At 60.4% G+C, this 12,607-nt stretch carries 10 protein-coding genes; 8 read left to right on the top strand and 2 right to left on the bottom strand.

The genetic code is table 11. The annotated features are described in order from the left end of the window. Positions 1-54: 54 nt before the first annotated feature. The 7 genes from WMW70_RS17920 (at position 55) to WMW70_RS17890 (ending at position 9,216) form a co-directional block, all read left to right on the top strand. Complete coding sequence (locus WMW70_RS17920; RefSeq protein WP_341438819.1) at positions 55-1,443, top strand: aspartate aminotransferase family protein; 1,389 nt, start codon at positions 55-57, stop codon at positions 1,441-1,443. Positions 1,444-1,590: 147 nt separating this feature from the next. Beyond that, positions 1,591-2,685: a polyamine ABC transporter substrate-binding protein gene (locus WMW70_RS17915; protein ID WP_341438818.1), complete on the top strand. Its 1,095-nt coding sequence runs from the start codon at positions 1,591-1,593 to the stop codon at positions 2,683-2,685. Positions 2,686-2,753: 68 nt separating this feature from the next. Further along, on the top strand, positions 2,754-3,845 hold the full coding sequence (locus tag WMW70_RS17910) for a polyamine ABC transporter substrate-binding protein (protein WP_341438817.1): 1,092 nt from the start codon (positions 2,754-2,756) through the stop codon (positions 3,843-3,845). A 53-nt stretch (positions 3,846-3,898) separates the two neighbouring features. Next, positions 3,899-5,041 (top strand): polyamine ABC transporter ATP-binding protein, encoded by a 1,143-nt coding sequence (potA, locus tag WMW70_RS17905; RefSeq protein WP_341438816.1) that lies wholly within the window; start codon positions 3,899-3,901, stop codon positions 5,039-5,041. Between the two features lie 26 nt (positions 5,042-5,067). After that, entirely contained in the window at positions 5,068-5,949 is an 882-nt protein-coding gene (locus tag WMW70_RS17900) for an ABC transporter permease subunit (RefSeq protein WP_341439082.1), read from the top strand. An 82-nt stretch (positions 5,950-6,031) separates the two neighbouring features. Then, positions 6,032-6,931, top strand: coding sequence for an ABC transporter permease subunit (locus WMW70_RS17895; protein WP_341438815.1), 900 nt, complete (start codon positions 6,032-6,034; stop codon positions 6,929-6,931). 335 nt (positions 6,932-7,266) lie between these two features. Continuing rightward, complete coding sequence (locus WMW70_RS17890; RefSeq protein WP_341439081.1) at positions 7,267-9,216, top strand: DNA topoisomerase III; 1,950 nt, start codon at positions 7,267-7,269, stop codon at positions 9,214-9,216. Between the two features lie 126 nt (positions 9,217-9,342). Here the strand turns inward: WMW70_RS17890 and WMW70_RS17885 are convergent, their stop codons facing one another. Beyond that, positions 9,343-10,125 (bottom strand): Crp/Fnr family transcriptional regulator, encoded by a 783-nt coding sequence (locus WMW70_RS17885; RefSeq protein WP_341438814.1) that lies wholly within the window; start codon positions 10,123-10,125, stop codon positions 9,343-9,345. Positions 10,126-10,435: 310 nt separating this feature from the next. Next, the gene (locus WMW70_RS17880) at positions 10,436-10,909 is read right to left on the bottom strand and encodes a hypothetical protein (RefSeq protein WP_341438813.1); all 474 of its coding nucleotides are present in this window, start codon (positions 10,907-10,909) and stop codon (positions 10,436-10,438) included. A 605-nt stretch (positions 10,910-11,514) separates the two neighbouring features. On the opposite strand from WMW70_RS17880, the gene WMW70_RS17875 reads away from it, so the two are divergent. Next, positions 11,515-12,558, top strand: coding sequence for an IS110 family transposase (locus WMW70_RS17875; RefSeq protein WP_341438812.1), 1,044 nt, complete (start codon positions 11,515-11,517; stop codon positions 12,556-12,558). The last annotated feature ends 49 nt before the right edge of the window (positions 12,559-12,607 follow it).

Below are 12,607 nucleotides of genomic sequence, written 5' to 3'. Positions count from 1 at the left end.
CTCCACCTATTTCAGCGGGCTGCCAAGGGCAGTCCGGGTATCCAAGGTGTAGTGATGAACCATCCAGTGAGCAATCCGCAGACCCTCGAGTGGCAAGCCATAAGCCGCGAACATCATCTGGCTCCCTTCAGCGATTTCAAACAGCTGGCGGAAAACGGCCCGCGCATCATCACCAAGGCCGATGGTGTGTACCTGTGGGACAGCGAAGGTCACAAGATTCTCGATGGTATGGCCGGGCTCTGGTGCGTGGCCGTCGGTTACGGCCGCAAGGAGCTGGCTGAGGCAGCCTACAAGCAGATGCAGGAGCTGCCCTACTACAACATGTTCTTCCAGACCGCCACGCCGCCGGCGCTGGAGCTGGCCAAGGCGATTGCCGAGCTGGCCCCGCCAGGCATGAACCATGTGTTCTTCACCGGTTCCGGTTCGGAAGGCAACGACACCATGCTGCGCATGGTGCGCCATTACTGGGCGATCAAGGGCCAACCGAACAAGAAGGTGATCATCAGCCGGGTCAACGGCTACCACGGCTCCACCGTGGCCGGCGCGAGCCTGGGTGGCATGAAGTACATGCACGAGCAGGGCGACCTGCCAATTCCGGGCATTGTGCATATCCCGCAGCCGTATTGGTTCGGCGAGGGCGGCGAGATGAGCCCCGAAGCGTTCGGTATCTGGGCCGCCGACCAGTTGGAAGCGAAGATTCTCGAAGTCGGCGAAGAGAATGTCGCCGCCTTTATTGCCGAGCCGATCCAAGGCGCGGGTGGGGTGATCATTCCGCCGGACAGCTACTGGCCGCGCATCCGCGAAATCCTCGCCAAGTACGACATTCTGTTTGTCGCCGATGAAGTGATCTGCGGTTTCGGCCGCACCGGCGAATGGTTCGGCAGCGATTATTACGGCAACGCCCCGGACATGATGACCATCGCCAAGGGCCTGACCAGCGGCTATATCCCCATGGGCGGCCTGATCGTGCGCGACAGCGTGGTCGAGGTGCTCAACCAGGGCGGCGACTTCAACCATGGTTTCACCTACTCCGGGCACCCGGTGGCGGCGGCCGTGGCTCTGGAAAACCTGCGCATTTTGCGCGAGGAAAAGATTGTCGAGCGGGTTAAGGCAGAAACGGCACCGTACTTGCAGAAGCGTCTGCGTGAGTTGGCCGACCACCCCCTGGTGGGTGAAGTGCGTGGCCTTGGCATGCTCGGTGCCATCGAGCTGGTGCAGGACAAGGCCAGCCGCAATCGTTTCGCCGGGGATGTGGGCGTGGGCATGATCTGCCGCGGGCACTGCTTTAATAATGGTCTGATCATGCGCGCCGTGGGCGACACCATGATCATTGCGCCGCCCCTGGTGATCAGCAAGGCCGAGATCGACGAGCTGCTGGAAAAGGCTCGTCTCTGCCTGGACCTGACCGCCGCCGAGGTACTCGGCCAGGCGCAGGGCATTTAACGGTTTCAAGCTGTAATAGCGGAAAGTTGTAAAGAGTGCCGAGACCTTGCCAGACTGCACATGTGCGTTGGCCAGGCTCACCGGAGGGTGATGCGGATAGGCCGCGTCACCTGCTGGAAAAACAATACGACAACAGGAGCTGTACGCATGAACAAATTCGGCAAAACCCTTCTAGCGTTATCCCTGGCGGGCGCCACTCTTGGCGTGGCCCAGGCCGAAGAAAAAGTGCTGCACATTTACAACTGGTCGGATTACATCGCCGAGGACACCCTGGAAAACTTCCAGAAGGAAACCGGCATCAAGGTCGTCTACGACGTGTTCGACAGTAACGAAACCCTGGAAGCCAAGCTGCTCTCCGGCCGTTCCGGCTACGACATCGTGGTGCCGTCCAACCAGTTCCTGGCCAAGCAGATCAAGGCCGGCGTGTTCCAGAAGCTGGACAAATCCAAGCTGCCCAACTGGAAGAACCTCAACCCGGACCTGATGAAGGCTCTGGACAGTTCCGATCCGGGCAACCAGTACGCCTTCCCCTACCTGTGGGGCACCACCGGCATCGGCTACAACTCGGAGAAGGTCAAGGCTGCCCTGGGCACCGACACCATCGATTCCTGGGACGTGGTGTTCAAGCCGGAGAACATGGAAAAACTCAAATCCTGCGGCGTCTCCATGCTCGACGCGCCGGATGAAGTCTATGGCGCGGCGCTGCACTACCTGGGCCTGCCACCCAACCCGAGCAACGTCGAGGACGTGAAAAAGGCCGAAGACCTGCTGATGACGGTGCGCCCTTACATCACCTACTTCCACAGCTCCAAGTACATCTCCGACCTGGCCAATGGCGATATCTGCGTGGCCCTGGGTTGGTCCGGCGATATCTTCCAGGCTCAGGCCCGTGCCGAAGAAGCGAAGAACAACGTACCGGTGGGCTACACCATTCCCAAGGAAGGCGCGGCCTCCTTCTTCGACATGATGGCCATCCCGGCTGACGCCAAGAACGTCGAAGCTGCCCACGTGTTCCTCAACTATATCCTCACCCCGGAAGTGATCGCGCCGATCTCCGACTACGTGGCCTACCCCAACGGCAACAGCGCCGCCACGCCGCTGGTGTCTGAGGAAGTGCGCAACAACCCGGGCATCTACCCGACCGCAGAAGCGAGCAAGAAGCTCTACACCTTCACCGAGTTGAGCCCAAAAGTGCAGCGTGCCATTACCCGCAGCTGGACCAAGGTCAAGTCGGGCCGCTAAGCCCGCGCAGCAGTACCCTTCCGGCGGGTTCGCCCGCCGGAAACCCCCAAAACAATAAGGAAGGCGTTATGCGTCGCATCACTCTCCTGGCTGGCCTGGTTGCAGCAGCCCTGGCCGTGCCGTCCGTGCAAGCCGCGGCGCGCGAGGTCAAGGTCTACAACTGGTCTGACTATATCGGCGAAACCACCCTGGCCGATTTCAAGACGGCCACGGGCATCACCGCCCTGTACGACGTGTTCGACTCCAACGAAACCCTGGAAGGCAAACTGCTGGCCGGCCGTAGCGGCTACGACCTGGTGGTGCCGTCCAACCATTTCCTCGGCAAGCAGATCAAGGCGGGGGCGTTCCAGAAGCTCGACCGCACGCTGCTGCCGAACTGGGACAACCTCGACCCGCTGCTACTCAAGCAGCTGCAGGTCAACGATCCCGGTAACCAGTATGCGGTGCCCTATCTGTGGGGCACCAACGGCATTGGCTACAACGTGGCCAAGGTCAAGGAAGTACTCGGCATCGAGCAGATCGACTCCTGGGCCGTGCTGTTCGAGCCGGAGAACATGCAGAAGCTCGCCAGTTGCGGCGTCAGCTTTCTCGACTCGGCCGACGAGATGATTCCCTCGGTGCTCACCTATATGGGCCTCGACCCCAATAGCCATAGCGCCGAGGACCTCGCCAAGGCCGAGGCCAAGCTGCTGGCGGTGCGTCCCTACGTGACCTACTTCCACAGCTCCAAGTACATCGGCGACCTGGCCAATGGCAATATCTGCGTCGCCGCCGGTTTCTCCGGCGACGTCCTGCAGGCCGCCGACCGCGCCGAAGAGGCCGGTAAAGGCATCGAAATCGCCTACAGCATCCCCAACGAGGGGGCCAACCTGTGGTTCGACATGCTCGCCATCCCGGTGGATGCCGGCAACCCGCAGGAAGCCCATGCCCTTATCAATTTTCTGCTCGACCCCGCGGCCATTGCCGGGGTCAGCGATTACGTCGGTTACGCCAACGCCAATACCCAGGCGGGCGAGCTGATGGACCAGGACGTGCGTAACGACGAGTCGGTGTATCCGCCACAAGCGGTGCTGGACAAATTGTTTATCTCGGCGGAGTTGCCGGTGAAAGTACAACGCTTGATGACGCGCAGCTGGACCAAGGTCAAGTCGGGTCAATAATTTCCAGCGCCGGGCCATTGTGGCCAGGCGCTACTTTTGCGGGAGTTTTGGTAATGGCAGTTGCTTCCAGTGCCTATAAAAAGGTCCTTGAGGGCGATCAGAAACCGAAAGAGGTTCTGGTCAAAATCGAGCGTGTGACCAAGAAGTTCGATGAAACCATCGCGGTCGACGACGTATCCCTGACCATCAACAAGGGTGAGATCTTCGCCCTGCTCGGCGGCTCCGGCTCCGGCAAGTCGACCCTGCTGCGCATGCTCGCCGGCTTCGAACGGCCGACCGAGGGGCGCATCATCCTCGATGGTGTCGATATCACCGACATGCCGCCCTACGAGCGGCCGATCAACATGATGTTCCAGTCCTACGCCCTGTTCCCGCACATGAGCGTGGCCGACAACATCGCCTTCGGCCTCAAGCAGGACAAACTGCCTAAAGCCGAGATCGACGCCCGCGTCGAGGAGATGCTCAAGCTGGTGCACATGACCCAGTACGCCAAGCGCAAGCCGCACCAGCTCTCCGGTGGTCAGCGTCAGCGCGTGGCCCTGGCCCGTTCTCTGGCCAAGCGGCCCAAGCTGCTGCTGCTCGACGAGCCTATGGGTGCTCTGGACAAGAAGCTGCGTTCGCAGATGCAGCTTGAGCTTGTCGAGATCATCGAGCGCGTCGGCGTAACCTGCGTGATGGTGACCCACGACCAGGAAGAGGCCATGACCATGGCCCAGCGCATCGCCATCATGCACCTGGGCTGGATCGCCCAGATCGGCAGCCCGGTGGACATCTACGAAACCCCGACCAGCCGCCTGGTCTGCGAATTTATCGGCAACGTTAATCTGTTCGAAGGCCAGGTGGTGGACGATGCCGAAGGCCACGCGCTGATCGACAGCCCGGACCTGGAACGCAATATCTACGTCGGCCACGGCGTCAGCACCTCGGTGCAGGACAAGAGCATCACCTACGCCATTCGCCCGGAAAAACTGCTGGTCACCACCGAGCAGCCGAGTTTCGAATACAACTGGTCGCGCGGCACCGTGCACGACATCGCCTACCTCGGCGGTCATTCGGTGTTCCACGTCGAGTTGCCGAGCGGCAAGATCGTCCAGTCCTTCGTCGCCAACGCCGAACGGCGCGGCGCACGGCCGACCTGGGACGACGAAGTGTTCGTCTGGTGGGAGGACGATAGCGGGGTGGCATTGCGCTCATGAACATCTCAAGAAGCATTAGCCGCCGCCTGCCAACGGGCCGTCACTTCGTCATCGGGGTGCCCTTCCTCTGGCTGTTCATGTTCTTCCTGCTGCCCTTCATCATTGTGCTGAAGATCAGCTTTGCCGAAGCCGATGTCGCCATCCCGCCCTACACCGAACTCTACAGCTGGGCGGAAAACAAGCTGGCGGTCTTTATCAACCTGGGCAACTACATCTTCCTCAGCGAAGACGACCTGTACCTGGCCGCCTACCTCGGCTCGCTGCAGATGGCCGCGATCAGTACTTTGCTGTGTCTGGTGATCGGTTTTCCCATGGCCTACGCCATCGCCCGCGCCGACAAGGAAAAGCAGCTGGTCTTTCTGCTGCTGATCATGATGCCGACCTGGACCGCGATCCTGATCCGCGTCTACGCCTGGATGGGCATCCTCAGCAACAACGGCCTGCTCAACAGCGTGCTGCAGGGCATCGGCCTGATCAGCGAACCGCTGCAGATCCTCAACACCAACGTCGCGGTGTATATCGGCATCGTCTATTCGTACCTGCCGTTTATGATCCTGCCGCTGTTCGCCAACCTGGTGAAACACGACCAGAGCCTGCTGGAAGCAGCGGCAGACCTGGGTTCCAGCCGCTTCAACAGCTTCTGGAAGATCACCGTGCCGCTGGCCAAGAACGGCATCATCGCCGGTTGCATGCTGGTGTTTATCCCGGTGGTCGGCGAGTTCGTGATCCCAGAACTGCTCGGTGGCCCGGAGACCCTGATGATCGGCAAGGTGCTGTGGCAGGAGTTCTTCAACAACCGCGACTGGCCGGTAGCCTCTGCCCTGGCCGTGGTGATGCTAGCGATCCTGATCATTCCGATCATTCTGTTCAACCGTAACCAGGCCAAAGAAATGGAGGGTCGTCCATGAGTCCGTTCATCCGCATGGAGCCGATCATTCTGTTCAACCGGCTCACCCCGCACTGCCGAGCCAAAGAGATGGAGGGCCGACCATGAAGCGTTTCAGTTTCTCCACCTTTATGTTGTGGGCCGGGCTGATATTCATCTACCTGCCGATGCTGATCCTGGTCATCTACTCGTTCAACGCCTCGCGCCTGGTCACGGTCTGGGGCGGCTGGTCGCTGAAGTGGTACGTCGGCCTGCTCGACAACACCCAGCTGATGAACGCGGTGATGCGCTCCCTGGAAATCGCCACCTACACTGCGATTGCCGCGGTGGCGCTGGGCACCATGGCCGCCTTCGTGCTGACCCGGGTGACCCGCTTCAAGGGCCGCACCCTGTTCGGTGGCCTGGTCACCGCACCGCTGGTAATGCCCGAGGTGATCACCGGTCTGTCGCTGCTGCTGCTGTTCGTGGCCATGGCCCAGCTGATCGGCTGGCCTGCCGAGCGCGGTGTGCTGACCATCTGGATCGCCCACACCACCTTCTGTTCCGCCTATGTGGCGGTGGTGGTGTCGTCGCGCCTGCGTGAGCTGGACATGTCCATCGAGGAAGCGGCCATGGACCTGGGGGCCAAGCCGTGGAAGGTGTTCTTCCTGATCACCATCCCGATGATCGCGCCCTCCCTGGCCGCCGGCGGCATGATGTCCTTCGCCCTGTCGCTGGACGACCTGGTGTTGGCCAGCTTCGTCTCCGGTCCGGGCTCCACCACCCTGCCGATGGAAGTCTTCTCCGCCGTGCGTCTGGGCGTGAAGCCGGAAATCAACGCAGTGGCCAGCCTGATCCTGCTGTCGGTGTCGTTGATGACCTTTATCATCTGGGTCATTGCCCATCGCTCCGAAGAGAAGCGCAAGAAGGCCCTGCAGCAGGCCATGGATGAAAGCACCGGTGCCCACCTGCAGAACGGCCCGGACAGCCGCCGCGACCCGTCGCAGATCCACGCACCCGCGTAAAGGTTGCCTGGGTAAACGGAAAAGGGTCACTGCGGTGACCCTTTTTTCTGGGCGTGTCGGGTAGGGTGCGCCGCGCGCACCGGTCACTGCTGGCCGCCCCGGTGCAATCCGGGGTGACCAGGCTCGCGCGCCGATGCCCCGCGGACAAGTCCCCTCGCCCCCTCGGGGAGAGGGCTAGGGTGAGGGGGCCGACCTACGTCTATCCTCGCGATTGAGCCCGTGCGACTTTCTGCTATCGACTTTTAGCTGTATATCCATACAGATTAAGCTTGCCTGAGCCCGCATCACTGCGCATGCTGTGCAGCATCAGCGACAAGGAATCGATGATGGCGGCCATGCGGCTCTTCCTCTGTGAAAAACCTTCCCAGGCCAAGGACATCGCCAAGGTACTCGGGGCCACCCGGCGCGGCGACGGCTGCTGGCTGGGCAGCAACCTGACCGTGACCTGGTGCATTGGCCACCTGCTGGAAACCGCCCCGCCGGACGCCTACGACGCCCGCTACAAGCGCTGGGTGCTGGCCGACCTGCCGATCATCCCCGAGCGCTGGAAAATGCAGGTAAAGCCCAAGACCGCCGGCCAGTTCAAGGCGGTCAAACGCCTGCTCGGCGAAGCCGACGAACTGGTCATCGCCACCGACGCCGACCGCGAAGGCGAGATGATCGCCCGCGAACTGGTGGAGCATTGCCGCTATCGCGGGCCGATCCAGCGCCTGTGGCTGTCGGCCCTGGACGATGCCTCGATCCGCAAGGCCCTGGCCGCGCTCAAGCCCGGCGGTGAAACCTTCAGCCTCTACCAGTCGGCGCTGGGGCGCTCGCGCGCCGACTGGTTGATCGGCATGAACATGAGCCGGCTGTTCACCCTGCTGGGCCAGCAATCCGGCTATCAGGGCGTGTTGCCGGTGGGCCGGGTGCAGACCCCGACCCTGCGCCTGGTGGTCGATCGCGACCGCAGCATCGGCGCGTTTGTGCCGCAACCCTACTGGGCCATTGAAGTGGCGCTGCTGGTCGCCGACACTGCGTTCAGCGCCCAGTGGCGCGCCGCGCCCGAGGTCTGCGACGAACAGGGCCGCTGCCTCAATCAGGCCCTGGCACAGGAGGCGGCAACGGCCATGGACAACGCCGCCAGCGCGCGGGTGGTGCAACTGCGCACCGAGCGTATGCGTGAGCCCGCACCCCTGCCGTTCGATCTTGGCACCCTGCAGGAAGTCTGCTCGAAGAAGCTCGGCCTCGGAGCCCAGGAAACCCTGGATATCGCCCAGGCGCTCTACGAAACCCACAAGCTGATCACCTACCCGCGCAGCGACTGCGGCTACCTGCCACTCAGCCAGCACGCCGAGGCCCCGGCCATCCTTGCGGCCCTGGACCGTGCCGACCCCACCCTGGCCGGCCTGCGCGAACACCTTGAGCCGCAACGCCGTTCACGGGCCTGGAACGACGCCAAGGTCAGTGCCCACCACGGCATCATCCCTACCGCCGCCGCGCAACAGCTCGAACGCCTGAGCGGCAAGCCGCGGGCCGTCTACAGCCTGATCCGCGCGCGCTACCTGGCGCAGTTTCTGCCCAACCATGAATACGACCGTACCCAGGCCGACTTCGACTGCGCCGGCCAGGCCCTGCGCGCGGTCGGCAAGGTGATAGTCGAACCCGGCTGGCGGCGTGCCTTGCCCGAAGCCCTGACGCCGGCCAAAGGCCGCGAAGCGCCGCCTGCCCAAGCTCTGCCAGCCCTGCGCGAAGGGCAGGACTGCAGAGTGACGGGCGCGACCCTCAAGGACCTCTGGACCCAGCCGCCCAAGCCCTTCACCGAGGGCGACCTGATCAAGGCGATGAAGAACGTCGCCAAGCTGGTCGACGACCCGCGGCTTAAACAGAAACTCAAGGACACCACTGGCATCGGCACCGAGGCGACCCGTGCCGGCATCATCCAGGGCCTGCTCGACCGCGGCTACCTGCTCAAACAGGGCAAGGCCCTGGCCGCCACTCCGGCCGCATTCAGCCTGATCGACGCCGTACCCCGCGCCATCGCCGACCCCGGCACCACGGCGATCTGGGAACAGGCGCTGGACATGGTGCAGAGCGGCGAAATGAGCCTGGACGAGTTCGTCGCCAAGCAGTCGGCCTGGATGAGCAAGCAGGTGCAGCGCTGCGCCGGCCTGAGCCTGGCCATCAGCGGCCCCGCCAGCCCGGCCGGCGCACCCTGGAAGGGCAAGCGCAAACCCGGTAAACGCAAGGCCGCGGCGAGCAAACGCGGCGGCCAGCCAGCTTCAGGTCGCGCGGCCAAGGCCTGAGGGCACCCATAACTCGCACGAGCCAGACGCTTTTGTATGAGCGGGCTTGCCCGCGAGCCTTTACCCGAGCCGCACTCGGATAGACAGCACAAGGAATAGGGCGGAGATACCCATGTAGGCAGGCTGTTACGTCGTCTTCAGCGTCACAGTAGGGATGGCGTCGGTATTCTTGATCACGGGGCGTTGCGGCAGGTAATTAAGCAGCAGCTCGGTTTCCTTCTTGACCACGCTGTAGCATTCACAGCTCAGCGCTTCAAGTTTCGGACGGTCGAGCACCTTGATTAGCCCGCGCGAATAGGAGATCACCCCCAGCTGCTGCAATTTCGACGCCGCATGGGTCACGCCTTCGCGGCGCACGCCGAGCATATTGGCGATAAATTCCTGGGTCATGGTCAAGTGCCCGTGGGACAGGCGATCCATGGACAGCAGCAGCCAGCGGCACAGCTGCTGGTCGATCGAATGGTGGCGGTTGCAGACGGCAGTCTGAGAGACCTGGGTGATCAGGGCCTGGGTGTAGCGCAGCATCAGTATCAGCAACTGACCGTGCCGGTTGAACTCCTCCTTCACCCGCACCCTGGGAAGTCGATAGGCATACCCGGCGCTCTGTACCATCGAGCGGCTATGCGTACTCTCGCCGCCCAGAAACAGCGTAATGCCGAGCAACCCTTCGTTGCCCACCACGGAAATCGCCGTCGATGCGCCGTTTTGCATCACGTACTGCAGCGAGACGATGGAGTCGGTGGGGAAGTAAACGTGACGCATGGGGCGGCGGGACTCATACAGCAGCGCGCGCAACGGCAGTTGTACCAGCTCCAGGTGCGGAAACAAACGGGTTTGCACCTCGGGCGACAGTGCGGCCAGAAGATGATTCTGCTGAGGCTCGGGTTTGGGCGGAGAGTTGGCGGACACTTTGGCGCTCTTGGAGCTGATAAGTAGTCAGAGACTACGCGATCACAGCCCTTTGAGCGCACTTATTATTTCGCCTAGATGCGGCATTCTGAGCTGCAGGCAACCAGCGCTCCGAGCCCCTTTGAGCCCCCAGTGCATCGCGTTCTAGCGGAATCAATCTGAACCAGTAGCGCATGGTCGAGTGCGGACCACCGTTTGGCCAGGGCGGTAAAGCCCACAACAGGCCGGATATACGAATGCAACCGCGCTGACGACAGATGCAAAAGAAAAGCTTTGCTCACTACTTGTGGGGAGAGTCCATATACAGTTGTTAGCGGTGATACCACGTGGCTTTTTTGATTTTTTCTGCCGGGGTATATTTTTTAAAAAATTCAGCCATTTCCGATAAATTTTCATACCCTTCAAAGCGTAGATTGCTGAAAGATTTTGTGGTTAGCAGTAAAGATTTAACATTGCCTTTAATGCTCTGAATCCGGAGGCTTTCTATATCCGATAACGCTATGCTCACAACAGAGCCCTTGTGCGATATTTCAATCTTCTGTTGGGGTTCAAGAATTTCTACATCTGGGTATGAAGTATCTTTGTTCTTGAAGCTTCGATACGCTTGCGGTAAATGTTTAGCGAGAAAGAATATACCGATTGCAGCGATTATCTTGTTCGATAATACGTCGCTGTTAGTTAGCATAAATATAAATCCTGCTATTAAAGCAAGCACAAATATTGCGGCGTAAATCGTCTTCCGCTTTTCTTGTTTATTGTATTTTTCAGATATTATAAATTTCATTTGTTACCGCTAACGTTTGGTTAAGGGGCGGGCTTTAGCCCGTGCCAGTGAGCGAAGCGAACGATTTGAACCACATGTTAGGAGACAACGCTGCGGTTACGTTTGTAGCGAAGTACACAATAGACTAGGCACAAGGATAGCGCTGATAAAGGAAAGTAGAATATCCACGCTAAGCCGGATTCTCTCGGTGGCACAGCAAACCAAACCCATGCTTGGAAGATAAATAGCACTATATTTAGTGCCGCCAGTGAAATAATTAAGGTGTGGCGCTTTAGCGGGATGGCAAAAAAAGATACAAGAGTTAAGTGGTGTGGTGCGGCCATGTACATGAAGTTTCCAACTAGCCATTTTTCTAGATAGGCAAGCGTAAGGTCGCCATGGCGTAAGATGCTTGTGCAGTAAATTAGCGCTGGAAAAAGCATCAGCACTATGGTTTTGATTGTGAAAATAACTGTGCCCATTCCTTGGTTCCTAACGTTTGGTTAAGGGGCGGGCTTTAGCCCGTCCCGAGTGAGTGAAGCGAACGGCTTGAATGCTGTAATGGACTCTCCCCGCGCCACAGTTCTATACCAAGAACGGTGGTGACTGAAATTGGGAGTGTCGTGATGAAGCGAATAGCAGTTGATCTGGCCAAATCCGTTTACCAAGTTGCCGAGAGTGTCCGTTCTGGCCAGGTGGTGCAGCGCAAGCGGCTGAACCGAGAGGCGTTTAGGCGATATATACAGGAGCAAGCCGAGCCGGTCGAGTGGGTGATGGAGGCCTGTGGCACGGCCCACTACTGGGGGCGCGTAGCGCAATCCTTGGGGCATCGGGTGACGCTGATTCATGCGCGCTATGTGCGTCCCTATCGCCGGCGCAACAAGACCGACCGTAACGACTGTGATGCGATGCTGGAAGCGGCGCGCTGCAAGGATATTTATCCGGTGCCGGTGAAAACCCACGAGCAGCAGCTGCTGCAGCAACTGCACGGGCTGCGCGAGACCTGGAAGAAGAGCCGCACCCAGCGCATCAACCTGTTGCGCGGCATCCTGCGCGAGGCGGGTATCGAAGCCCCAGCGTCCACCGCTGCGTTTATCTGCACCGCCCACGAGTTGGTCGATCGAGCAGAACTGGCACCCTTGAGCCATCAACTGCATATCGTTCTGGCAGAAATAAACCTTTACGAACAATGCATGGCCGAGTGCGAACAGCAGCTCAAGCGCTGGCACGCTGACGATGAAGTGGTGCGCAAACTCGATGAAGTCAGTGGTATTGGCCTGCTGACGGCCAGCGACCTGACAACGGCGGTCGGCAAACCTGAGCGCTTTGCCAGCGGCCGCCAGCTGAGCGCCTGGCTGGGCATGACCCCGAACGAATGCAGCAGTGGCGAACGCCGACGGCTTGGGCGGATTAGCTACAAGGGCAATATCTATGTGCGCACGCTATTTATCCACGGTTCGCGAGCGGCCTTGCTGGCGGCTCAGCGCTGCCAGGCACGCACGCCGGAGAAACTGACCCAGTTACAGCGCTGGGCCGTCGAGACAGCTGCGCGAATTGGCCACAACAAAGCGGCTGTGGCGTTGGCCAACAAACTGATACGGATCTGCTGGGCGGTGTGGTGCCACGAGCGGCGGTTCAATGGCAATTGGCAGAGCACAAAGCCCGCCTGACGGCGGGGGTAATCAGGAAGGCGTGATGGTTTTCTTGTGGTTGTGGTGA

The organism is Pseudomonas sp. XK-1 (assembly GCF_038069885.1).
In the GTDB taxonomy this organism is placed as follows: Bacteria; Pseudomonadota; Gammaproteobacteria; order Pseudomonadales; family Pseudomonadaceae; genus Aquipseudomonas.
Note: the sequence above shows the minus strand (reverse complement) of the source record. Positions and strands in the feature narration are given on the sequence as shown.